This window comes from Actinomadura sp. KC345 (assembly GCF_004348515.1).
In the GTDB taxonomy this organism is placed as follows: domain Bacteria; phylum Actinomycetota; class Actinomycetes; order Streptosporangiales; family Streptosporangiaceae; genus Spirillospora.
On sequence record NZ_SMKH01000007.1, the window covers coordinates 1 to 23639 of the forward strand.

General features: G+C 73.1%; 21 protein-coding genes. 13 read left to right on the top strand and 8 right to left on the bottom strand.

The features are described from left to right. The first annotated feature begins 79 nt into the window (after positions 1-79). Positions 80-445 carry an MTH938/NDUFAF3 family protein gene (locus tag E1281_RS02125; protein WP_131875396.1) on the top strand — a complete coding sequence of 122 codons (366 nt, stop codon included), beginning with the start codon at positions 80-82 and terminating at the stop codon, positions 443-445. Between the two features lie 22 nt (positions 446-467). Here E1281_RS02125 and E1281_RS02130 read toward each other — a convergent pair whose 3' ends face one another. The 4 genes from E1281_RS02130 to E1281_RS02145 form a co-directional block, all read right to left on the bottom strand. Continuing rightward, a complete protein-coding gene (locus E1281_RS02130; RefSeq protein ID WP_131875397.1) occupies positions 468-857 on the bottom strand; it encodes a YccF domain-containing protein in 390 nt (129 codons plus the stop codon). An 85-nt stretch (positions 858-942) separates the two neighbouring features. Continuing rightward, on the bottom strand, positions 943-1257 hold the full coding sequence (trxA, locus tag E1281_RS02135; RefSeq protein WP_131875398.1) for a thioredoxin: 315 nt from the start codon (positions 1255-1257) through the stop codon (positions 943-945). Continuing rightward, a complete protein-coding gene (locus tag E1281_RS42485) occupies positions 1139-1633 on the bottom strand; it encodes a MerR family transcriptional regulator (RefSeq protein WP_131875399.1) in 495 nt (164 codons plus the stop codon). Before E1281_RS42485 ends, trxA begins: the two co-directional genes overlap by 119 nt. A 79-nt stretch (positions 1634-1712) precedes the next feature. Beyond that, positions 1713-2753, bottom strand: a complete 1041-nt coding sequence (locus tag E1281_RS02145) for a nitronate monooxygenase (RefSeq protein WP_243716492.1) — start codon at positions 2751-2753, stop codon at positions 1713-1715. A gap of 63 nt (positions 2754-2816) precedes the next feature. Here E1281_RS02145 and E1281_RS02150 point away from each other — a divergent pair, with 63 nt between their 5' ends. Continuing rightward, positions 2817-3725 carry an NAD(P)-dependent oxidoreductase gene (locus tag E1281_RS02150; protein ID WP_131875400.1) on the top strand — a complete coding sequence of 303 codons (909 nt, stop codon included), beginning with the start codon at positions 2817-2819 and terminating at the stop codon, positions 3723-3725. A gap of 11 nt (positions 3726-3736) precedes the next feature. Here the strand turns inward: E1281_RS02150 and E1281_RS02155 are convergent, their stop codons facing one another. The 3 genes from E1281_RS02155 to E1281_RS02165 all read right to left on the bottom strand — a co-directional run bounded on the left by E1281_RS02155 (position 3737) and on the right by E1281_RS02165 (position 8084). Then, entirely contained in the window at positions 3737-4831 is a 1095-nt protein-coding gene (locus E1281_RS02155; RefSeq protein ID WP_131875401.1) for an NAD(P)-dependent alcohol dehydrogenase, read from the bottom strand. Positions 4832-4883: 52 nt separating this feature from the next. Beyond that, a complete protein-coding gene (locus tag E1281_RS02160; protein ID WP_131875402.1) occupies positions 4884-6155 on the bottom strand; it encodes a cytochrome P450 in 1272 nt (423 codons plus the stop codon). 168 nt (positions 6156-6323) lie between these two features. Further along, on the bottom strand, positions 6324-8084 hold the full coding sequence (locus tag E1281_RS02165) for an acyl-CoA dehydrogenase family protein (protein WP_131875403.1): 1761 nt from the start codon (positions 8082-8084) through the stop codon (positions 6324-6326). A gap of 90 nt (positions 8085-8174) precedes the next feature. On the opposite strand from E1281_RS02165, the gene E1281_RS02170 reads away from it, so the two are divergent. Then, complete coding sequence (locus E1281_RS02170; protein WP_131875404.1) at positions 8175-8942, top strand: PaaX family transcriptional regulator C-terminal domain-containing protein; 768 nt, start codon at positions 8175-8177, stop codon at positions 8940-8942. Positions 8943-9013: 71 nt separating this feature from the next. On the opposite strand, the gene E1281_RS02175 is transcribed toward E1281_RS02170, so the two are convergent. Continuing rightward, positions 9014-9682 (bottom strand): lysophospholipid acyltransferase family protein, encoded by a 669-nt coding sequence (locus tag E1281_RS02175; protein ID WP_131875405.1) that lies wholly within the window; start codon positions 9680-9682, stop codon positions 9014-9016. A 163-nt stretch (positions 9683-9845) separates the two neighbouring features. On the opposite strand from E1281_RS02175, the gene E1281_RS02180 reads away from it, so the two are divergent. From E1281_RS02180 to E1281_RS02220, 10 genes are all read left to right on the top strand, one after another. Beyond that, positions 9846-10829 (top strand): ABC transporter permease, encoded by a 984-nt coding sequence (locus E1281_RS02180; RefSeq protein WP_131875406.1) that lies wholly within the window; start codon positions 9846-9848, stop codon positions 10827-10829. Between the two features lie 109 nt (positions 10830-10938). Then, the gene (locus E1281_RS42490) at positions 10939-11607 is read left to right on the top strand and encodes a TetR/AcrR family transcriptional regulator (protein WP_131875449.1); all 669 of its coding nucleotides are present in this window, start codon (positions 10939-10941) and stop codon (positions 11605-11607) included. Positions 11608-11627: 20 nt separating this feature from the next. Beyond that, a complete protein-coding gene (locus tag E1281_RS02190) occupies positions 11628-12287 on the top strand; it encodes a response regulator transcription factor (protein WP_131875407.1) in 660 nt (219 codons plus the stop codon). A 159-nt stretch (positions 12288-12446) separates the two neighbouring features. Beyond that, positions 12447-15140 carry a LuxR family transcriptional regulator gene (locus E1281_RS02195; protein ID WP_131875408.1) on the top strand — a complete coding sequence of 898 codons (2694 nt, stop codon included), beginning with the start codon at positions 12447-12449 and terminating at the stop codon, positions 15138-15140. A gap of 214 nt (positions 15141-15354) precedes the next feature. Next, positions 15355-17280, top strand: a complete 1926-nt coding sequence (locus E1281_RS02200; RefSeq protein ID WP_131875409.1) for a histidine kinase — start codon at positions 15355-15357, stop codon at positions 17278-17280. Positions 17281-17290: 10 nt separating this feature from the next. After that, positions 17291-17419 carry a hypothetical protein gene (locus tag E1281_RS42495; RefSeq protein ID WP_279433580.1) on the top strand — a complete coding sequence of 43 codons (129 nt, stop codon included), beginning with the start codon at positions 17291-17293 and terminating at the stop codon, positions 17417-17419. Continuing rightward, positions 17416-19713: an HAD-IB family hydrolase gene (locus tag E1281_RS02205; RefSeq protein WP_131875410.1), complete on the top strand. Its 2298-nt coding sequence runs from the start codon at positions 17416-17418 to the stop codon at positions 19711-19713. The genes E1281_RS42495 and E1281_RS02205 overlap by 4 nt, the downstream gene beginning before the upstream one ends. Beyond that, positions 19710-21023 carry a zinc-binding dehydrogenase gene (locus tag E1281_RS02210; protein ID WP_131875411.1) on the top strand — a complete coding sequence of 438 codons (1314 nt, stop codon included), beginning with the start codon at positions 19710-19712 and terminating at the stop codon, positions 21021-21023. The genes E1281_RS02205 and E1281_RS02210 overlap by 4 nt, the downstream gene beginning before the upstream one ends. Next, complete coding sequence (locus tag E1281_RS02215; RefSeq protein WP_207943050.1) at positions 21020-22597, top strand: lactate racemase domain-containing protein; 1578 nt, start codon at positions 21020-21022, stop codon at positions 22595-22597. The genes E1281_RS02210 and E1281_RS02215 overlap by 4 nt, the downstream gene beginning before the upstream one ends. Then, positions 22594-23517, top strand: coding sequence for a lysophospholipid acyltransferase family protein (locus tag E1281_RS02220; RefSeq protein WP_207943051.1), 924 nt, complete (start codon positions 22594-22596; stop codon positions 23515-23517). Before E1281_RS02215 ends, E1281_RS02220 begins: the two co-directional genes overlap by 4 nt. Positions 23518-23639 lie beyond the last annotated feature (122 nt).

Genomic DNA, 23639 nt, shown 5'->3' on the forward strand with positions numbered 1-23639 from the left:
CGTAGACGCCACCCGCGCACGCTACATCGACGTCTACGAACGCCTCACCGGCCGCCCCTGGACCTCCTGAGGAGCCCCCATGGCCGCATCACCCCGGATCACCCACATCTCTTGGGGCCGCATGGAAGTCGAGGGCCTGGCCCCCGGCAAGGATTTCAAGCTCTTCCCCGGCGGCGGCCGCCCCTGGGACTGGTCCGAGCACGGCACCCGGCACTCCCCCGGCATCCAGCCCGCCGACGTCCGGGAACTCCTCGACCACGGCAGCACGGTGATCGTGCTGAGCCGCGGCATGGAACTGCGCCTCCAGACCATGCCCGAGACCCTGGAGCTCTTGGCAGACCACGAAGTCGCCGTGCACGTGGAGGAGACGACCGCAGCCGTAGCCCTCTACAACACCCTCGCCGAGACCACCCCTGTAGGCGGCCTCTTCCACTCGACCTGCTGACCCCCGTCCGAGCAGCGGGACGTCAGAAGGACGAACGGTCTCCGCTCGGCACGATCTCCCGGCCCAGGGGCGCCAGTGACACCGGGATCAGCTTGAAGTTGGCGATGCCGAACGGGATGCCGATGATCGTGATGCAGAGCAGGGTCCCGGTGAACAGATGTCCGAGGGCGAGCCACCACCCGGCGACGATGATCCAGATGACGTTTCCCAGGAGGGAGCCCGCGCCCGCGTCCCTTCTCGGGACGGTCGTCCGGCCGAACGGCCACAGCGCGAATCCCGCGATGCGGAACGAGGCGATGCCGAACGGGATCGTGATGATGAGGATGCAGCACACGATCCCGGCGAGCACGTAGCTCACGGCCAGCCAGAATCCCGCCAGCACCAGCCACAGTAGGTTCAACAGCGTCCGCACGAAGGCCTCCCGCCGCCCAGAATAGATCGTTCGGGCGAGGCGCGTGGGACGCCGGCGGTCGGGTCATGCGGTCCGGCCGACGGTTTCAGAAGTGGCCGTCGAGGTCGGCGAGGAGGAGGCGCTTGGGCTTCGCGCCGACGATCTGCCGGACGACTTCACCGTCCCGGTAGAGGTTGAGCGTGGGGAACCCCATGACGCCGTACCGCGCCACGATCTCCGGGTGGTCGTCGCCGTTGAGCTTCGCGACCGTCAGCCGGTCGCCGTGCTCGGCCTCGATCTGCTCAAGGATCGGCGCGATCATCTTGCAGGGAGGGCACCAGTCCGCCCAGAATTCGACCAGTACCGGCTTGTCGGCGTTGAGGACCTGCTCGTCGAAGTTCTCGGTCGTCAGCGTGATCATTCGTCCCCTCCGGTGACAGCACGCAGCCCGGACAGGCCCGCGCGAGTTGACCGGCCACGTCGGCGCGACGGCGGATCAGGGTGCGTATCTCGGTGTCGATCTCGGCGAGCCTGCGCTGGTAGACCGCGACCGATTCCGGGCATGCGGCGCCGTCCTCGTGTCCCGCGCGCAGGCAGTCGACGAACGGGCGGGCGTCCTCCAGCGTGAACCCGGTCGCCAGCAGGGAACGGATCTCCGCGACGAGCCGCAGGTCGGACTCCTCGTACTGCCGGTAGCCGTTTGCCGCGCGCCGCGCCGGAAGGAGACCCTGCTCCTCGTAGTAGCGCAGCGTGCGGGTACTCACCCCCGCCCGTGCGGCCAGTTCGCCGATCCGCATCCGGCTCCTCCTCGCTCCGCGGCCGCTTGCGACGCTATCCCTTGACACCGGCGTGAAGGTCAAGCCCGCCGCCGGACGGCTACGCGGGCGGTTGCGGGGGCGCGGCACCGAAGGGGCGTCCGGCAAGGTGGGTGACGAGCTGGGCGGCAGGGGTTTCCGTGGCCGACCGGTAGGACTCGCCTGCCCACAGGTTGACGCCCTCCGGGTCGCCCTGGGCCGCCGACGCCTTGCGCAGCGGCGCGGTGACGTAGTGGACGTCGGGGTAAGCGGCCGGGGCGTGCGCAGAGTGCTCGGTGAGGAAGCGGTTGACCAGGCCGCGGGCGGGTCGTCCGCTGAACGCCCTGGTCATCGCGGTCGAGGTGAAGCGGGGGTCGGCCAGCGCCGCCTTGTGGACGGGGCTCGCGCCGCTCTCGGGGCAGCGGACGAACGCCGTACCGATCTGGGCGGCGACGGCGCCCAGATCCAGGATCTCGGCGACGCCGGACGCGGTGGCGAGGCCGCCGGCGGCGATCAGCGGTTGCGCGGTGACGGCGCGGACGTCCCGGAGCAGGCGGCGCAGCGGCACGGGCTCGTCGACCGTGTCGGCGAACGAGCCGCGATGCCCGCCGGCCTCGGACCCCTGCACGCAGAGCGCGTCGGCGGCGGACGCCCGGCGCGCCTCGCCGGCGGTGGTCACGGTGACGATCACGACGGTGCCGCGCTCCTGGAAGGCGCGGATGACGCCGTCGCCGGGGCAGCCGAAGGTGAAGCTCACGAAGGGCGGCGGGTCGGCCAGGAGGTCGGTGATCTTGGCGTCGAAGGCGTCGTCGCGGGCGGACGGGACGCCCACGGGGACGCCGAGGCGTTCGGCTTCGGGGGCCAGGCGGTCGCGGTAGGCGGCGACGGCGGCCGGGTCGATGTCGTCCAGCGACGGCATGAAGAGGTTCATCCCGAACGGGCGCGACGTCAGCCGCCGCGTCGCGGCGATGTCGGCGCGCATGGCCTCGACGGTCTTGTAGCCGGCGGCGAGGAAGCCGAGGCCGCCCGCGTCCGACACGGCGGCGGCCAGCTCCGGCGTGGAGGGCCCGCCCGCCATCGGCGCCTGCACGATCGGGAGTTCAGGCCACATGGCGCTGCTCACCGGGGGTCACCATCGGCTCCGTCATGGTCGGCACGATAATCCAGTGAACGGAAAGGGGACGGCATGCGGGTGTTGCTGCACTACGACATGGACCATGAGGAGGCCGGCCTGGACATCGTGAGCTGTTCGGAGCAGGACGACGAACGGTTCGCGGAGCTGCTCCCGGACACCGAGGTCCTCTGGCATGTGCTGCGTCCCCTCACCGCCGAGGACATGGACCGGGCGCCGAAGCTGCGGCTGGTCCAGAAGCTCGGCACGGGCGTGAACACGATCGATCTGGGCGCCGCCGAGGAGCGCGGGATCGCGGTGGCGAACATGCCCGGCCAGAACGCGCAGGCCGTCGCGGAGACGAGCCTGCTGCTGATGCTGGCGGCGTTGCGGAGGGTCGTCCCGTTCGACGCGCGGACGCGGCGCGGCGAGGGTTGGCCCGCCGACCGCTCGCTGGTCGGCGGGGAGCTGGCGGGACGGACGGTCGGCCTCCTCGGCGGCGGCCGGATCGCGGGGCTGCTGCGCGGGATGCTGGAGGCGGTCGGCGCGACCGTGCGGTACACGTCCCGGACCGCGCGGCCCGGCGACCCCGCCTGGCGGGAGCTGGACGCGCTGCTGCGGGAGAGCGACATCGTGTCGGTGCACGTCCCGCTGACGGACGAGACCCACCACCTGCTCGACGCGGAGCGGCTCGCGCTGCTCCCGGAGGGCGCGATCGTGGTGAACACGGCGCGCGGCGCGGTCATCGACGAGTCGGCGCTGGTGGCGGCGCTGGAGTCGGGGCGCCTGGGCGGCGCGGGGCTGGACGTCTTCGAGGAGGAGCCGGTGGACGCGGGCAACCCGCTGCTCGCCCTCGACAGCGTCGCGGTGATGCCGCACGTGGCGTGGCTGACCGGCGAGACCTGGGACCGGTACTTCGCGGTCGCGGCGGAGAACTGCCGCCGCCTCATGCGCGGCGACGACCTCCTCCACCGCGTCGTCTAAGGGCGCGGCGTCTACGGGATCAGCACCGGTTTGACGACCTTGCCGGACTGGGTGTCCGCCTCCGCCTGGTTGATCTGGTCGAGCGGATAGGACGTGATCAGCCGGTCGAAGGGGAACCGGCCCTGCCGCCACAGCTCGATCATCCTCGGGATGAACGTCTGCGGGACGGCGTCGCCCTCGATGATGCCCTTGACCGTCCGCCCCATGAGCAGGAGGTTCGCGTCGAGCGTGTACTCGGCGGCGCCGACGCCGACGAGCCCGCAGACGCCGGTGGTGCGCAGGGACGCGACGGCCGTCGCGACGACCTCCGGGACGGCGGTGGAGTCGAACGAGTACTGGACCCCCTCGCCGCCGGAGATCGCCCGGATCTGACCGGCGATGTCGTCGTCCGCGCCGTTCAGCACGTGGGTGGCGCCGAGGTCGCGGGCCAGGTCGAGCCGCGACTCGTGCAGGTCGACGGCGACGATCGTGGTCGCGCCCGCGACGCGCGCGGCCATCACGGCGGACAGGCCGACCGCGCCCGCGCCGAAGATCGCGATGCTGTCGCCGGCGCCGACGCCGAGCGAGATCAGCACGGACGCGGCGCCGGTCTGGACGCCGCAGCCGAGCGGTCCGAGCTGCTCGATCGGGACGTCCCGGTCCACCGGGACGACGTTGTGGACGGTGCCGATCGCGTGGCCGGCGAACGACGACTGCCCGAACCAGCGGGTGTGGACGGCCTCGCCGTCGCCGGTCGTGGCGCGCGGCGTCCCGTCGAGCGGCATGGCGAGCATGTTGAGCGCCATCATCTGCGGGCAGGCGCCGGGGACGCCCGCACGGCAGTTCTCGCAGATCCCGCACGAGTCGAACGACATGACCACATGGTCGCCCCCGGTGACGCCGGTGACGCCGGGGCCGACCGCCTCGACCACGCCGGAGCCCTCGTGGCCGAGGACGACCGGCTTGGCGACCAGGTCGCCCGGGACCCGTCCGAGCAGGTCGGTGTGGCACATGCCGGCGCCCGCGACCCGCACCAGGATCTCGCCGGGGCCGGGGTCCGCCAGGTCGAGCGGCTCGATCATGTAGGGCGCGTCTGCGGCGCGCAGCACCGCGGCGTTGGTCTGCACCGGCTTCTCCTCAATCCAGGTGTTCCAGGGCGTCGGCGGGTCCGGGGCCCGGTCAGGTCAGGGAGTAGCGGATCGGCAGGCGCTTGAGGCCGCCGACGAACGTGGTGGCGGTGTTCTCCGGTGTCCCGGCGAGCTCGACCGAGCCGAGCCGGGGCAGCAGTTCCTCGAAGAACGCGCGGACCTCGATGCGCGCCAGCGCCGCGCCCAGGCAGTAGTGGACGCCGAAGCCGAACGCCAGGTGCTTGTTCGGGTCGCGTCCGACGTCGAACCCGAACGGGTCGTCGAAGACGTCCTCGTCGCGGTTGGCCGACGGGTAGGACAGCAGCACCGCGTCGCCCTCGCGGATCGTGACGCCGCGCAGCTCGTAGTCCTCGGTGGCGGTGCGCATGAACTCCTTGACGGGCGTGACCCAGCGGATCATCTCGTCCACGGCGAACGGCATCAGCTCCGGCTTCGCGCGGAGCCGGTCGAGCTGGCCGGGGTGCTCGATGAGGGCGCGCAGGCCGCCGGAGATCGTCGCGCTGGTCGTGTCGTGCCCGGCGGTCGCGATGATGACGTAGTAGGAGGCCGTGTCGAAGTCGTTCAGCGGCTCGCCGACCCCACCCATTACGCCACCCGAACCCACCTTGGCGTTGGCGATCGCGGACGCGAGGTCGTCGGTGGGGTTCTTGCGGCGCGACTCCGTCAGCTCCTGGAAGTAGGCGAAGAAGTCGAGCAGGACCTGGAGCTTCTCCTCGTTGGTCGCGCCGCGCTGGAACTCGTCGTCATCGCCGCCGAACAGCTCCTGGGTGAGCTTCAGCATGCGGTCGAAGTCGCTCTCGGGAAGGCCGAGCAGCGAGAGGATCACGTAGAGGGGGAAGTGGACGGCGACCTCCTGCGCGAAGTCGCATTCGCCGCCGAGATCGACCATCCGGTCGACGTACCGCTTCGCCAGCTCCTTGACGCGCGGTTCGAGGGCCCGCATCGCGCGGGGCCGGAACCAGTCGGCGCCGATCGCCCGGATGACCCGGTGGTCGGGATCGTCCATGTGGATCAGCGTGCGCAGCGCGATGCCCTGCTCGGCCCGCTGCCGGTTCAGCTCGTCGAACTCCGCGGTCCCGAGCAGCGGTCGCGGTGCGTTGAGGAACCTCTCGTGGTTGCGCTCGATCTCCAGGACGTCCTCGTGCTTGGTGATCGCCCAGAAGGGGGTGTAGTCGGGAGCGGCCACAGGGTGCACCGGCGACTCGCGGCGCAGCAGCGCGAGCGACTCGTGCAGGCGGCGGTCGTCGGCGTAGGCCTTCGGGTCGGCGAGGGCAAGGCCCGCCTCGTTCACGGTCAGCGGCATCGCTGGGGCTCCTCCGTCACGCGTCCCCAGGAACCTACGGGACCGAATTTAGTTCGGTCAACGACCCACGAACGTCGACCGGGTCGCCATCTCGTTGACTTGCGGCGTGTCGTTGTTTTCGACGCGCTTATAACAACAACACGCCGCAAGTCAACGCACCCCGGTGGACTAGCTGGCGATGAAGGCGCCGTCCATGAGGTCTTTGAAGCGCTCTAGGTCCGCCGCCGGGGTGTCTATGCCGCGCAGCGGGCCGGTGCCCGCTAGATGGGTCCGGGCGTAGAGGCGCGCGACGAGCGCCTTGCGATCGGCGCCCGAATCCGCACGCTCCCATCCGGCCTGTTCCAGCAGCAGGGCCGCCGCGTAGACGTCGGCCATGTACTGGGCCAGCGGGTAGAGCCTCGCTTCGGCGACGGTCCTGTCCAGGCCGCGCCACGCTTCTATGGCCTGCCGGAGATGCCCGATGCGCTCGCTCACCAGGCCGGCCGTGGCGTCGTCGCCCGCGGGAGCCCGCCGGACGGCCTCGGTGAGCCGGTCGAGGAACGGCTCGTGCGCGTCCTGCCGCTCGATGGCGCGGCGCACGTCCAGGCACAGGACGTTGTCGCCGCCCTCCCAGATGGGGTTGACCTGCGCGTCCCGGAGGATCCGCGCGACCGGCCACTGCTCGATGTAGCCGTTCCCGCCGTGGATCTCGATGGCGTCGCTCGCGGCCGTCACGCCCAGCCGCGCCGCCCTCAGCTTGATCAGTGCCGCGCCGACGCGCAGCCGCGGACGTCCCAGATAGCCGTCGAACACGAGCGCCTGGGCGGCCTCGGTCTCCACGATCAGTTCGGCGAGCTTCCTGCGCATCAGCGGATGCTCGGCCAGCGGGGCGCCGAACGCCTCGCGCGCCGTCGCGTAGCAGAGCGACTCGACCAGCGCCCGCCGCGCGCACCCGAGGCCCATCATCGAGATGCCGAGGCGGGCGCCGTTCGTCAGCTCCATCATCCGGGCGAGGCCCCTGCCGTCGCCGCCCTGTCCGGCGCTCGACGACGGGGCCAGCAGGAACGCCTCCGCGTCGGTGAACTCGATCTCCGCCGACGCCACGGACCGGGTGCCGAGCTTGTCCTTGAGCCGCCGGATCCTGACTCCGTTGCGCGTCCCGTCACGCCGCTCCTTGAGGACGAGGAACGGCGCGATCCCCCGCACCCCGTCGGCGGCGCCCTCCGACTTGGCCAGCACCACGAACGCCGACCCGTTCGCGTTGGACGCGAACCACTTGAACCCGTTGAGCCGCCACGCATCCCCCTCCCTGGACGCGGTCGACTCCAGCGCGCCCAGGTCGGACCCGCCCGAGCGCTCGGTGAGCAGCTGCGCCGCCTCGCCGGACATCTCCCCCGCCGCGAACAGCTCCCGCACCCGCGCCTTCACGTCCTCGGGGGCGAACATCTCCGTCAGGCCCACGACCATGTCGCCGCCGGTGCCGAGCGCGCACGCCATGCCGATGTCGGCCTGGTCCAGCAGGTAGCTCCAGGCCACGCCCATCGCGGCCGGGTCGGCGCCGTTCCGCTTCGCCTCCGCGGCGAAGTCCGGCCGTGTGAAGGACGTCGCCACGATGTCCCTCCTCGCCGCCTCGAACGACGGCGGCATGACGACCTCGCTGATGTCGCGTCCCCACCGGTCGTACTTCTCCAGCCGCGGCGGGTTCCGGTCGGTCTCCTCGGCCCGCTCCGCGACCGGGCCGCCCATCAGCGCGCCCATCTCCCGCAGCCGCGGCTCGGCCCAGCCGAACCCGTCCCCGAGGTGGCGGCGCATCAGGAACCCCAGCGTGGGATCGCAGTCGTACCAGTTGAGGCCCACGGCCCCCTGGTAGCGCTCGGTCGCGTACCGGCGGGCCTTGTCCGCGCCGCCGAACGGGAGCCGGTCGAACGGCTCGGTCAGATAGGACGCCATACCTGGGATATTACGCTTCTATTTCACATGATGGAAGACTGTAATCCCCTCTCGGTGCCCCTCTCGAACCCCGGTAAGGTCACAGCAGACATGGATGCGGCACACACGGACACGGGCGCGGCCGGCACCGGCGATCTGGAGATCCGCCCGCTCACGGCGCGTTCGGTGGTCCTGAGCACGTTGCTGGGCGTCCACCCGCCCCGGCTCCCGGCCCGCTACCTCGTCCGCGTCGGCGACCTGTTCGGCATCGCCGAGGGGACGATCCGGGTCGCGCTCTCCCGCATGGTCGCCGCGGGGGACCTCGTCCAGGCAGGCGGCACGTACGCGCTCACCGAACGCCTCCTCGAACGCCAGGCCCGCCAGGACGAGAGCCGCCTCCCCCCGCCCCTTCCCTGGGACGGCGCCTGGGAGATCGCCGTGATCACCGCGGAACGCCGTCCCGCCGCCGACCGCGCCGCCCTCCGGCACGCGATGTCCGTCCTCCGCCTGGCCGAACTCCGCGAAGGCACCTGGCTGCGTCCCGCCAACCTGACCCGTCGCCGCCCCGACATCGTCGCCCGCCAGTGCACGTTCATCTCCGGGCACCCGGAAGGCGACCCCGCCGCCCTGGCCGCCGTCCTCTGGGACCTCGACGCCTGGACGACCAAGGCGCACGCCCTCCGATCGGCGCTGACCGAGGCCGCCACGATCGCCGAACGCTTCACGCTGGCCGCAGCCGTCCTACGCCACCTGCTGAACGACCCGCTCCTCCCCGCGGCCCTCCTCCCGCCCGACTGGCCGGGCCCGGACCTCCGCACCCTCTACGAGCGTTTCGAATCCGACTTCGCGAAGCTCCTCGCCGCCCACGTTCCCACCTGAGCCGGGGCACCCGGGCCGCGTGAACGCCCCGGCGGGGGGACGTGGTCAGGCCGGGAGCGGGCGGCCGGCGGTCACTCCTCGTCGGCGCGGGGGTTGTAGGCGTCGACCCCTTCGCGGTCCGAGAGTTTGCAGATGGCGTCCATGACCTCGTCGGTGATGACGCGGCGGGCGCGGCCGGGCGGGAGGTCGCGGTAGCGGGTGAAGTCCATCGGCTCGCCGATGCGGATCGTGGGACGGACGCTGAGCCGCGGCCGCCACGTGCCGAGCGGGATGATGTGGTCGGTGTCCCCGATGGCGACGGGGACGACCTTGGCGCCGGAGGCCATGGCCAGCCAGGCGACCCCCGTGCGGCCCCGGTAGATGCGGCCGTCCGGGGAACGGCTCCCCTCCGGGTAGATGGCGACGCCGCCGCCGGCGTGCAGGACTTCCGCGATCTGCTCCAGAGCGCGGACGGCGGCACGGGTGGGGCCGCGCCTGACCGGGACGTTCCCCAGCGCGAAGAGGCCCCACCGGATCAGCCGTCCGAACCGGCCGGGCAGTTCGAAGTACTCCGACCTGGCGAGGTAGACGAGGCGGCGGCGGACGACCGGCGACAGCGCGAAGCTGTCGGCGAACGACAGGTGGTTGCTCGCCAGGATGAACGGACCCTCGGCCGGGATGTTGGCCTTGCCCTCCACCTTGGGGCGCAGCAGAAGCCGTAGCACGGTCCCGGCCGTGAGCGAGAAGACACCGTAGATCACGCAGCCTCCTGCAGTCGGTAGCGCACCCGAATCTAAGGAGCCTCCGGCCGGGCGGAATCCGCCATGTGACGGGCGTCATGGTTCCGGGTCTGGTAATTAATCGAACGAGCGATCATTTTTTGGGTCTGAGAGCTGATGCGCAGGACGAGTCGAGGAGGCAACGATGCAGGAGAAGGCGAAGCCCATCGCCGTGATGGTGGTGGTGGCGCTGCTCGGGCTGGTGTTCGCGGGATCGTTCCTGGGCGCGCTGCACCATGTCGAGCCGCACGGCGTCCCCGTCGCGGTGGTCGGTCCGGAGAACGCGGTGGACCGGCTCGGCACGCAGATGGACAAGCGCGCGGAGGGCGCGTTCGACCTCACCGCGTACGAGAACGAGGAGAAGGCGCAGGAGGCGCTGCTCGACCGGGACGTGGACGCGGTCTTCGTCCCCGGCCCGGGCGGGGCCGACCTGATCGTCGCGGGCGCGACGGGGAAGATCCAGAGCGCGGTGCTGACCCAGGCGTTCCAGGGGGCCGGGCAGGCCACCGGGCAGCCGGTCACGGTCACGGACGTCCGGCCGCTTCCGGCCGACGACGGCAACGGGGTGTCCGCGATGTTCCTCGTGATCACCACGGTGATCCCGGCGGTGATCCTGGCGGTCATGCTCGCGTTCGCCGTGCCGGAGGCCGGCGCCGGGCGGCGGATCGGGCTGCTGGCCGCGGGTTCGGTCGTGCTGGGCGGGGTCAACGCCTGGGTCGCCGCGGGGCTGACCGGCGCGCTCGCCGGGGCGCCCTGGGAGCTGTGGGGGCTCGCCGCCCTGCTGGTGTTCGCGGTGAGCTCGTTCACGGCGGGCGCGCTGCGCGTCGGGGGCCCGCCCGCGGCGGGGCTGACCGTGCTGCTGCTGATCCCGATCGGGGTCCCGGCGAGCGGCGGCCCGATCGGCCCGCGGTTCATCCCAGAGTGGTACGCGGCGTTCGGTGAGTGGCTGCCGGTGTCGGCCGCGATCAGCGCGGTGCGCAACACCGTCTACTTCGACGGCAGCGCGACCGGCGGGCCGCTGCTCGTGCTGACGCTGTGGGTCGTGGCGGGCCTGGCGCTCGTGCTGGTCCCCAAGAAGGCGCGGCAGCGCGGCCACGCGGCCGTCCCCGAGCCGGCCGCCGGTTCGTGAGGAGCGGCCGGGAAGGACGGGTCCGCCGGAGCGTCCGGCGGGCCCGTCCGGCACGCTTCTCCTGTGAGATGGCCACTGGGACGAGCCCACGAGGAGGTAAGAGGTGTCCATGAAGTCGGGGGGCCCGGTCCGGCGGCGTCCCGGACGCCCGCCCAAGGCGGAGGCCGGGGACACCAAGGCCGCGCTCGTCGAGGCGGCGCTGCGGCTCTTCGCGCAGAAGGGGTACACCGGCACCTCGATCCGCGCGATCGCCCGCGAGGTCGGTCTCAGCGAGAGCGTCCTTTACGCGCATTTCACCAGCAAGCAGGACATCTTCGATGCGGCCGTGGCCACGCTGGGGCCGCAGGGCCTGGTCTCCGGGCGGGAGAGCCTGGACCCGGGACTGGTCGACGACGACCCGGCCGCGTACCTGCGCGCGCTGGTCGAGCACGTCCTCGACGCCTGGGATTCGCCGAGCGGGCGGCTGTTCATCAGCCTGATGGTCCGGGACGGCCTGGTCCACAGCGTCGCCATGGGCGACACGATCGCGCGGTCGATGGGCGAGATGGCCCCGCTGTTCCAGCACTGGGTCGACACCGGCCGGATCCCGCCGGATCTCGGCCGTCCCGCCGATCTGGCCTGGGCGCTGTTCGGGCCGATCGGCCAAGCACGGTTACTGTGGTTGCACGCCGATGCCGCGCCCGAAGAACGGCAGGAGGCCAGGGGCAGGGCGCTGCGACACACCGAACTGTTCATCAGGGCTGTCTTCCGCGAGCAGCGGAAGTCCCCGGACGGGTGATCTGGAGGACGTGATCAGCGATGGCGGGCCTGGACGGTGACGCGCCCCCGGGGCCGGTCGAGACCGTGCCCGGGGCGATCCGGATCCTGCTGGCCGAGGACGTCGCGCTGCTGCGCGGCGCGCTGACCGGCCTCCTGGACCTGGAGCCCGACCTGGAGGTCGTGGCGGAGATCGAGAGCGGGGACGCGATCGTCCAGGCGGCGCTGCGGCACCGGCCGGACGTCGCCGTCCTGGACGTCGACCTGCCCGGCGTGGACGGCGTCACCGCCGCAGCCGAACTGCACGAACGCCTTCCGGAGTGCCGGGTGCTCATCCTCACCGGGCTCGCGCGTCCCGGCGATCTTCGGCGGGCGCTCGACGCGCACGCGCACGGCTTCGTCCTCAAGGACGTGCCGCCCGAGGAGCTGGCCGCCGCGATCCGCCGGGTCGCGGCCGGCGAGCAGGTCGTCGACCCGCAGCTCGCGCTGGTGGCGCTGCGCCAGCCGGAGAGCCCCCTCACGCCGCGGGAGGCGCAGGTCCTGCGGCTGGCCGCGGAGGGCGCCGACGTGGACGACATCGCGCTGGCGCTCAACCTGACGGTCGGCACCGTCCGCAACTACCTGGCGAGCTGCATCACCAAGCTCAACGCCCGCAACCGGATCGACGCCGTCCGCATCGCCCGCGACTTCGGCTGGGTGTAGGAACCGACCCGGCACGGGCCGGACGAAGGTGGGGATGTGAGGAAAGCCTGGGTTTAGGGGCGGTATGAGAAACGCATGGCCGCACCCACGGGCGATTCATATCGGGATCGGTGAATACCGCACTGGCCAGGGCTGACGTGCGGTGACACGCTCCGAGGCATGGTGCGGCAGGCGTTGTACGGGCGTGGGGCCGAGGTCGCCGAGATCGACCGGCTCGTGGGACGTGCGCGGGGCGGCGCGGGCGGCGGAGTCCTGATTCTGCGCGGGGAGGCCGGCATCGGCAAGACCGCGCTGCTCGACCACGCGCACGAGGTCGCGGACGGGATGCGCGTTCTGCGCGGGAGCGGGATAGAGGCGGAGGCCGAGGTCCCGTTCGCGGCGCTGCATCTTCTGCTCGGCGACCGTGTGCTCGGCGACCGTGCGGACCGGTTCGAGCGGCTTCCCGCCCCGCAGGCGGCGGCGCTGAGGGCGGCGCTCGGGCTGGCCCGGCCCCGCGCGGAGGACAGGCTTCTCGTCGGGCTGGCGCTGCTGACGCTGCTCGGCGGCCCCGGGGCGGACACGCCGGTCCTGTGCCTGGTGGACGACGCGCAGTGGCTCGACCGGGAGTCCGCGGACGCGCTGCTGTTCGCCGCCCGCCGGGTCGCCGCACGGAACGTCGTCTTCCTGATCGCGGTCCGGGACGACATCGCGCCCCGGGACGACGCCACAGCCTGGTCCAGGGCGGGCCTTCCCGAACGTCGCCTGACCGGCCTCGACGCCGAGGACGCGCGGCTGCTGCTGGACGAGCGCGCACCCCACGTCCCCGCCGGACGGCGTGACCGCGTCGTCGAGCAGGCGCGCGGCAACCCCCTCGCCCTCATCGAGTTCGCCGGCGCGGGGGCCGGACGTCCCGCCCAGGTCCCGGTGGAGTTCGAGCGGGCCGTCCGCGACCTGCCCGAGCCGGCGCGGGTGCTGCTCGCCGTCGTGGCCGCGGACGACACCGGGGAGCCGGGCGTCGCGGTGCGGGCGGCGCGGAGCCTGGGCGTGCCGTTCGACGCGCTGGAGGCGGCCGAGAGCGCCGGTCTGGTGGCCGTCACCCGCGCCGCGATCGGCTTCCGGCATCCGCTGGCGCGGGCCGCCGCGTACCAGGGCGTCCCGGTCACGCGGCGGATCGCCGTCCACCGCGCGCTCGCCGAGGTGCACGCGCACGCGGGCGACGCGGACCTGCGGGTCCGGCACCTGGCCGCCGCGGCCCTCGGGACGGACGAGGCGGTCGCCGCCGAGCTGGAGGCGGCCGCGGGCGACATCCGGGACAAGGACGGCCCCCCGGCCGCGGCCTTCGCCTACGAGCGCGCCGCCCGGCTCGCGGGGGACCCGGAGGTCCGGGCCCGGCGGCTGGCGTCGGCGGCCGAGGGGGAGCTGGCCGGGGGACGTCCCGACCGGGCGCGTGCGCTGGCCGACGAGGCGGTACGGGCGGACTCCGGTCAGGAGACGGCGGCGCGCGCCGATCTGGTGCGGGCCGGTATCGAGCTGGAGCACGGCGTTCCGCAGGCGGCCGGGAGGCTGCTGCTCGACCGGGCCGGAAGCTGCGACGATCCGGCGATTCACACCCGGATGCTCGAAGAGGCCGTCGTCCACGCCTGGTCGTGCGGGGATCGGGAGACGGCCGTCCAGGCGAGGGACCGGCATGAGGGGTGGCGGGAGTCGGCGGTCATGCGCGGGCTGTCGGCGGCGCTCGACGGTGATCTCGCGGACGCCGGGCGCCTTCTCGGCGACATGGGCGGAGAGGCGGACGAGCGGCTGCGGCTGCTGGGCGCCGAGGTCGCGCTGCTGGCAGGCGACGACGCGGCCGCCGGGGAGATGTCCGCGCGACTGGTCGGGCGGTGCCGCGAACGCGGGCTGCTCTCGCTCGTGCCGCGCGGACTCGGGGTCCAGGCGTGGTCGCGGCTGTTCCACGGCGCGCATGACGACGCCCGTGCGCTGACCCGCGAGGCGCTGGAGATCGCCGAGGAGGCGGGGCAGCACCGACAGGCCGCCGCGCTGCGGGCGATCCAGGCGCGGCAGGCGGCGGTCGAGGGGGACGAGGTCCGCTGCCGCGCCCTGTCCGCCGACGGGCGGGCAGGGGACGCCCTCGGGCTGCTCGCTCTCGGTCTGGGACGCCCCGAGGACGCCTTGGAGCATTTGCAGGACACGCACAGGCATGAAGGACACGACGCGCAGCGGGTGGCGGCGTCCGGTCCGCTGGCGATCCTCGCGCTCGCGGACACCGTGGAGGCCGCCGTGGCGTCGGGGCGGCCCGGAGCGGGCGAGGAGCCGATGGCGCGGCTGGCGGCGTTCGCCCGCAACGCGCGGCAGCCGTGGGCGGACGGCGTCGCCTCGCGCTGCCGGGCGCTGCTCACCGGCGACGCGGGCGAGGAGGCGGAGCGGCATTTCGCGCTCGCGCTCGCCTCCCACCGGCTGGGCGGACGGCCGTTCGAGCGTGCCCGCACGGAGCTGCTGTACGGCGAGTGGCTGCGCAGGTCGCGGCGCCGCGCACAGGCGAGGGTCCGGCTCGGCGCCGCACTGGAGATCTTCGAGCGGCTGGGCGCGGTGCCGTGGGCGGAGCGGGCCCGCGGGGAACTGCGCGCCGCCGGGCAGGGGGTGCGGTCCGGCGGGGACGATCCGCCGGGTCGATTGACCGCGCAGGAGATGCAGGTGGTGCGGCTGGCGATGACCGGCGCGACCAACCGGCAGATCGCGGCCCGGCTGCGGCTGAGCCACCGGACGGTCGCGTACCACCTGTACAAGGCGTTCCCGAAGCTCGGTGTCGCCTCACGCGCCGAGCTGCACCGGTGCGTCCCGGCCCTGGAGGCCGGCGCGGACCGTCCCGCCTGACGCGTCCCGCCCGGCCCGTCCGCCCGGCCGGCGAGTCCTGGCGTCCGCGCCACAAAAAACATTCGGTCGATTACTTGTCTTGATCGTATGCCCCCGCCGTTTCATCATCCGAGGAGGCGGCGTTGGGGGGCCGGTGAACATAGCGCGATGGAACGAAGCCGTACGGCGGCGAGAGGAGCCGGCGGGCCGAGGGGGCCTCGCCGGCAGGACGCCGTTGTTCGCCAGGGTCATCACCGGCATGTACCTGGTGCTGATCCTGCAGACCCGGCTGCTGAAGCAGGCGGAGACCGGCCCGTCGCACATGCTGCTGTCGGCGACGATCGTGATCATCGGCATCTTCGGGGTGCAGTGGCTGCTCGTCCTGTACGGGCCGCGCTCGCAGCACCCCCGGCGCTGGGTGATCGTGACACATCTCACCGTGCAGACCGCGCTGGCGCTGCTGCCGCTCGCCGTGTTCGGCACGCACTGGTACCCCGTCGTGGGCGGGTTCCTCGCCGGCGCGATGCTGCTCCTGCTGCGTCCGCCGCTGTCGTGGTTCATGGTGGGGCTCGTCCTGGCCGCTGAGGGTGTGCTGCGGTACTACCAGGGCTGGTCCGCGCAGGACGTGTCGTTCTGCGTGATGGCGACGATGAACGTCGGGCTGTCGATGTACGCGCTGACACGGCTGTCCGGGTTCGTCCGGGAGCTGCACGCCACCCGGGCGCAGTTCGCGGCGGCCGCGGCGGCGCGGGAGCGGCTGGAGGCGGCGGGCAGCCTGCGCGCGGTGCTGGGGGCCGCGCTCACCCGGATCGAGACCGTGAGCCGCCGCGCCCGCGACCGGCTCCCGGTCGACGCCGCCGCGGCGCGCACCGATCTGGACGAGGTCGCGCGGACCTCGCGGCGCGCCGCCACGGACGTCCGGTCGATCGTCGGCGCGCTCCAGGGCCCGTCCCCGCGGGGGCACCGGCCGGGACGCGTGACGCAGTCGCGCCTCGCCTGGACGATCCTCCTCTTCGTCACCGTGGGTTTCGCCTGGCAGCAGGTCATGTACGTCCACAACGGGCCGGACGGGTCCTGGCGGATGACCGCGGCGGCGGCCGTCGTGGCGGCCGCGATCTCGGCGCTGCAGCTGCGGCACTCCTCGACCGTGCTGCGCGGACGGCGGCCGAGGGGCGGGCGGTGGACGCTCTCCGCGCAGGTCCTGTTGATCTTCGTGCCGTACGCGCTGCTCGGCCCGGAGTGGGCGACGATGGCGTGCCTGGCGACCGGATCGGTGCTGCTGGTGTCGCGCGGGCGGTGGGCGTGGATCCTGTTCTCGCTGACGATCACGGCGTGGTGCGTTCCGGCGCTGTGGGCGTGGCAGGGGGCGCTGTTCTACCTCTACACGTCCGCCATCTCGGTGCAGATCGGCGTGGTCGTGTACGCGCTGTTCCGGCTTCCGCAGCTCGCCCGCGAGGTCGATGTCGCGCGCGAGCGGCTGGCGCGGATGGCGGCGCTGCACGAGCGGCTGCGGATCTCCCGCGACGTCCACGACCTGCTCGGGCTCGGGCTGTCGACGATCACCGTCAAGGCGGAGCTGGCGCGGCGGCTCGTCACCGCCGACCCGGCGCGGGCCAGGGCGGAACTGGACGAGCTCGCGGCGCTGGCCCAGCGGTCGAGGGCGGAGGCCAGCACGGTCGCCGAGGAGGACCGGGCGCTGTCGCTGCGGGACGAGGCGGTGTCGGCCCGCGCCGCGCTGGCGGCCGCCGGCGCCGAGGTCCGGCTACACCTGCCCGGCCTCGCCGACCTGCCGCCGTCGTCCCCGGCCGACGGGGCGCTGGCGGCCGTGCTGCGAGAATCCGTCACCAACGTCCTGCGGCACGCGCATCCGGAGCGGTGCGACATCTCGGTCACCGTCCACCGCGGGATCGTGCGGCTCACGGTCGGCAACGACGGCGTCATCCCGCCGTCCTACACCGGGTCCGATCCGGGCACCGGCAAGGGGCTGTCGAACCTGACCGTCCGCACCGGCGCGCTCGGCGGCTCCCTCTCGGCGGGCACGGACGGCCACGGCGGGTTCACGCTCATCGCGGAGATCCCCCTCATCACGGTCGCCCCCGGCGCGGGCGCGGGGGAAGAGCCCCGTCAGATGACGGATTCGCCCCTTCCCTTCGGTGCCTAGCGTTCCGGGCATGACGCAGGATCACCGCATTCCCCCGTCGGTCTCCTTCCAGGCCACCGCCGCGCCCCAGGCGTCCACCGGCGACCTGCCCTCCGTCGAAGCCTGGGGTGCCGCCGGGCACCGGAAGCGTGCCGCATGAGCGGGGGGAGCCTGGGTCTCGCCGGGCGCACCGTCCTGCTGACCGGCGTCACCGGGTTCATCGGGCAGGCCCTCCTTGAGCGCCTTCTGTCCGGGTATCCCGACACCCGGATCGTGGCGATCCTGCGGGGACGGCCGGGCGTGACCGCGGAGCAGCGGCTGGACGAGGTGGTCGGCAAGCCGGTGTTCGCGCCGTGGCGGGAGCGGGTCGGCGAGGACGAGGCCCGCGCGATCGTGCGGGACCGGGTACGGGTCGTCGAGTCCGACATCACCGAGTCCGTGCCCGACCTGCCGGACGACGTGGACGTGGCCATCCACGGCGCGTCCATCGTGTCGTTCGACCCGCCGATCGACGAGGCGTTCGCCACCAACGTCGTCGGCACGACCAACCTGTACGAGGCGGTCCGGCGCGCCGCGGAGGGCTCCGGGAAGTCGCCGCACATCGTGCACGTCTCCACCGCCTACGTCGCGGGCTCGCGGAAGGGGATCGTCCCCGAGACGACCCTGGACCACGCGATCGACTGGCCCACCGAGCTGGAGTACGCGGGCGAGGCGCGCCGGTCCGTCGAGCGCGACTCGCGGCGGCCCGAGGTCCTCGGGCGGCTGCGCGCCGCCGCGCTCAAGGAGCAGGGCAAGGCCGGCCCGACCGCCGTGGCGGCCGACACCGAGCGCCGCCGCCGCGAGGAGGTCGACAGCAGGCTGACCGACTACGGGCGCGAGCGCGCCCGGAGCCTCGGCTGGCCCGACGTCTACACGTTCACCAAGGCCCTCGGGGAACGCGCCGCCGAGGAGACCGCCCGCGAGTTGCCGCTGTCGATCGTCCGCCCGGCGATCGTGGAGAGCGCGCTGCGGCACCCGTACCCCGGCTGGATCGACGGCTTCAAGATGGCCGACCCGCTGATCCTCGCCTACGGGCAGGGGATGCTGCGGGCGCTCGCCGGCATCCCGGACGGGATCGTCGACATCATCCCCGTGGACATGGTGGTGAACGCGCTGATCGCCGCCGCCGCGGCGCCGCCCGAGCCCGGCGAACCCGCCTACTACCACGTCGGGTCCGGCGCCCGGAATCCGCTCACGCTGCAGCGGCTGGTCGAACTCGTCCAGGAGTACTTCACCGAGCATCCGCTGCCCGGGAGCGACGGGCGCGGCGCGATCCGCCCCCGCGACGTGACGCTGCTCAGCGACGGCCGCGCCGAGAAGATGCTGGGCACGGCGGAGCGCGCGATGGACGTCGCCGAACGCGCGCTGATGATGCTGCCCAGCGGGGAGCGTACCCGCGGCTGGCAGCGCAACCTGCACAAGCAGGGGCGCGAGGTCCGGATGCTGCGCCGCTACCGCGACCTGTACGGGGCGTACGGCGCGGCCGAGGTCGTCTACGCCGACTCCGGGACGCTAGCGCTCGACCGTTCGCTGCCGGACGGCGAGGGCTGCGACTCCGCGGTCATCGACTGGGCGCACTACCTCCGCGACGTGCACTGCCCCGCGGTGACGGCCGCGTTCCGGCTCGCTCCGCCGCACCACCCGGAGCCGCGCCCGGCGGTGACGTCGCGCCCGGCTCCGCCTCCGGCGCGGTTCGAGGAGCGGCGGGACGTCGCGGCCGTGTTCGACCTCGACGGCACGATCGTCGCGTCCGACGTGGTCGAGGCGCACCTGTGGGCGCGGCTGCTGGACGTCCCCGTCCGGACCTGGCCGGGGACGCTGCTGCCCGTCCTGAAGTCGGCGCCCAAGTACATGCGCATGGAGCACCGTGACCGCGGGGAGTTCCTGCGCGAGTTCGTCCGCCGGTACGAGGGCGCGAACGAGGAGCAGCTGCGGGCGCTGGCCCGGGAGCGGCTCGCGGACGTGCTGCTGCGCCGGGCCTGGCCGCAGGCGATCCGCCGGATCCGCGGCCACCGCGCCGCCGGGCACCGGACCGTCCTGCTCACCGGGACCGTGGACGTGTTCGTCGAGCCGCTCCGCACGCTGTTCGACGACGTCCTGGCCGCCCGGCTCCGCGTCGTCGACGGGCACTACACCGGGCACTTCGAACGGCCCCCGCTCATCGGGGAGGCGCGTGCCGCCTGGCTGCGCTCCTGGGCCCGCGCGGAGGGCGTCGACCTGGCCGGGAGCTGGGCGTACGGGGACCACTACTCCGACCGCCCCGTCCTGGAGCAGGTCGGCAACCCGGTCGCCGTCAATCCCGACCCCCGGCTGTACCGGCACGCCAAGCGGCAGCGCTGGACGATCGCGGACTGGGACGGCGACACCGGCGCCGTGTCCACCCTGCTCGACGCGGCCTTGGAGGAGGCGCGATGATCCTGGCGCTGGAGTACCATCGCTCGCCCGCCCGCTACCTCGCCGCCGCGCGCCTGCCCGGACGGCTCCGCCCGGCCGCCGTCCCCTCGCTCGCCCCGCTGCGACTGTCGCACCGCCAGCCGCCCGGGAAGCCGGGGCCCGGATGGGTGCGGCTGAAGACCGTGCTGTCGGGGATCTGCGGATCCGACCTCGCGATGGCCGCCGGGAAGGTGTCCCCGTACCTGGGGCCGCTCACGTCGATGCCGTTCGTGCCCGGCCACGAGATCCTCGCGGAACTGCTCGACGACACCGACGGCATGCCCGCCGGGACGCGCGTGGTCATCGACCCGGTGCTGCCGTGCCGGGCGCGCGGGACGGGTCCCTGCCCGCCCTGCGCCGACGGCCACGAGAACCGGTGCGACCACGTGAACGCCGGACGGATCTCCTCGGGACTGCAGACCGGGTTCTGCTCCGACACCGGGGGCGGCTGGTCGGAACGCCTCGTCGCGCACCGCAGCCAGCTGCACCGGGTGCCGGAGTCGCTGCCGTCCGAACGGGCCGTGCTGGCGGAGCCGCTCGCGTGCGCCGTGCGGTCCGTCCGGCGCATCGACGTCCCCCGCGGCACGTCGATCGTCGTGGTCGGCGCCGGGACGGTCGGGCTGCTGACCGTCCTCGCGCTGCGCGAGCTGACCGCCGCCGGGCCGATCACCGTCATCGCCCGGCACGCCGGGCAGCGGCGGCGCGCCCGCGAGCTGGGCGCGACCGAGACGATCGACCCCTCGGCGGCGCTGCGCGGGCTGCGGCGCATCACCGGCGGGTCCCTCGTCCGTCCCGAACTCGGCCCCGGCTACCTGCTCGGCGGCGCCGACATCGTCGTCGAGTGCACCGGCGGCGAGGGCCTCGACACCGCGCTGCGGCTCGTCCGCGCGGGCGGGACGGTGCTGCTGTCGGGCATGCCGTCCAAGCCCGTCGACCTGACGCCCGCCTGGTTCCGGGAGCTGAACATCGTCGGCTCCTACGCCAGCCGCGGCGCGGACGACTTCCAGGCCGCGATCGACCTGGCCGCGCACGACGGCCTCGAAGGCTTCGTCGACAGCATCTACCCCCTCACCCGCTGGCGGGACGCGCTGTCGCACGCGCTGTCCGCCGGACGTTCGGGCAGCGTCAAGATCGCCTTCGCTCCCCACAACGGCACGTCCATGCACGACGGCACGGCCTCGCGGGACATCACGGCCCCCAAGAACGGCGGCGCCCCCGCGCTGAGCGGCGGCACGCCTCCGCTCAACGGCGACAGCACCGACCACCTCGATCGCGAAGGAGCCGATGGATGAGCAGACCGGGACTCGTGCTGGAGGTGGACGAGCGGACCCCCCCGATCCTCGTCCACGAAGGGGAGGGGTTCCGGCTGGAGCGGTTCCCGCTCGGCACCCGCGTGATCTACCCGCCGGACTCGCTGCCCGGCATCCGCGACGTGAACGGCCGGATCCGCGAGGCGCTGCTGCACCCCCTCGGCAGCGAGCCGCTGCCGGAACTGCTGCACTCGGGCATGCGGCTGACGATCGTGTTCGACGACCTGTCGCTGCCGCTGCCGCCGATGCGGGCGCCCGACGTCCGGCAGCGGGTGATCGAGCAGGTCCTCGAGATGGCCGCGGCCGCCGGCGTCGACGACGTCGAGCTCATCGCCGGGAACGCCCTGCACCGCCGGATGACGCCCGCGGAGATCAAGCACATCGTCGGGGAGCGGGTCTTCGACTCCTTCTGGCCCGACAAGCTCCGCAACCACGACGCCGAGGACCGCGACGACCTCAAGGCGCTCGGGCAGACCCGGCACGGCGAGGACGTCGAGATCAACAAGCGGGCCGCCGAGAGCGACCTGCTGGTGTACGTGAACATCAACCTGGTGGCGATGAACGGCGGCGCGAAGTCCGTCGCGGTGGGGCTCGCCTCGTACAAGAGCCTGCGCCACCACCACAACGTCCACACGCTGCGGGAGTCGCGCTCGTTCAACGACCCGCCGAACTCGGCGATGCACCACTCCTACGACCGGATGCACAAGCTGCTGTCGGAGTCGGTGCGGGTCTTCCACATCGAGTGCACCCTCAACAACGACCAGTTCCCGTCGCCGTTCGAGTTCCTGAACAAGCGCGAGTGGGAGTGGACGCTGAAGGACCAGGCGAAGTTCCTCGCCGCCAAGCGCGCCAACGACATCGCCCCGGCCGGCGCGCGGCACCGCGTGTGGCAGAACATGCGGGCGCCGTACGGGGTCACGGGCGTGCACGCGGGCGCCACCGACGAGGTCCACGAGCGGACGCTCGCGGCGGTGCACCGCCAGCAGATGACCGAGGTGCACGGCCAGTCGGACGTGCTGATGCTGGGCCTGCCGTACCTGTGCCCCTACAACGTCAACTCGGTGATGAACCCGATCCTCGTGTACAGCCTGGGGCTCGGCTACTACTTCAACATGTACCGGAACAAGCCCCTGGTACGCGAGGGCGGCGCCCTCATCATGTACCACCCGATGAAGTCGGAGTTCCATCCGCTGCACCACCCCAGCTACATCGACTTCTACGAGGAGGTGCTGACGCAGACGACGGACCCGGCGACGATCGAGACGAAGTTCGAGGAGCAGTACGCCACCGACCCCTGGTACGTCCACCTGTACCGGAACTCGTACGCCTACCACGGCGTCCACCCGTTCTACATGTGGTACTGGGGCGCGCACGCGCTCTCCCACCTGGGCGACGTCATCTGCGTGGGGGCCGACCGCAAGGTCGCGTCTCGGCTCGGGTTCCGCGCGGCCAGCAGCCTCGCCGACGCGCTGGAGATGGCGGGCGAGTCGGTCGGCCGCAGCCCCAGCCTCACCTACCTCCACACCCCGCCGATGACGCTGGCGGACGTCCGATGAGCGGGGGGCGCATGAAGCTGGTCCAGGAGGTCCGGCTGCTGCGGCGCGGGCGCGACTGGCGCGGCCGCGCCCCCGCGCCGCGCTCCGCCCAGCCGTGGACGGAAGGCCCGCCCGCACGGTCCTTCCCCACCGAGTGGGCACGGACACCGCTCGCCGCGGCCGCCCGGACGGTCGTGTTCGACGGCATGCTGAGAACCGTCACGTGGAACCAGACGCGACCCGAGATTCACGGCCTGGACCTCCTCGAAGGCGTGAAGGGCCCGGCGGTGTTCGTCGCGAACCACGCAAGCCACCTCGACACGCCGCTCATCCTCGGGTCGCTGCCCGCCCAGGTGCGTCACCGTGTCGCGGTCGCCGCGGCGGCCGACTACTTCTTCGACGCCCGCTGGCGCGCGATCGCCACCGCGCTCACGTTCAACGCGTTCCCGATCGAGCGGCGCGGCGTCGAACGCTCCCTGGAGCTCGCCTCCGAGCTCATCGAGGACGGCTGGAGCCTGCTCATCTACCCGGAGGGGACCCGGTCGCCGGACGGCTGGGCCCGCCGCTTCCGGATGGGCGCCGCGCTGCTGTGCCGCGAGAACGGCATCCCGGCCGTCCCGCTGGTGCTGCGCGGCACGTACCAGGCGATGCCGCGCGGCGGGTTCTGGCCGAAGAAGGGCCGTCCCGTCGTGTCGGTGCGCTACGGCCGGCCGCTCCACCCCGACCCGGAGGAGTCGACGGGCACGTTCAACGCCCGGCTGGAGGACGAGGTCGGCCGCCTGTGGGTCGAGCACGACGAGGGCTGGTGGGCGTCCATGCACTCCCCCGACCGCCGCCGCGCCCCGCGCGGCCCGGAGGCGTCCGAGTGGCGCCGCAAGTGGGAGTCGACCCGCCCGACGTCACCGTCGACCCGCCACCACCGCATCTGGCGCCGCCGCTGACGGCCGGCTCCCCGTAGGAACGCGGGCGCCGCCGGCCAACGAAGCCCGGCGGCGCCCGCCCCGTTGACTTGCGGCGAGTTGTTGTCATGGCGGGCCGGATAACAACAACTCGCCGCAAGTCA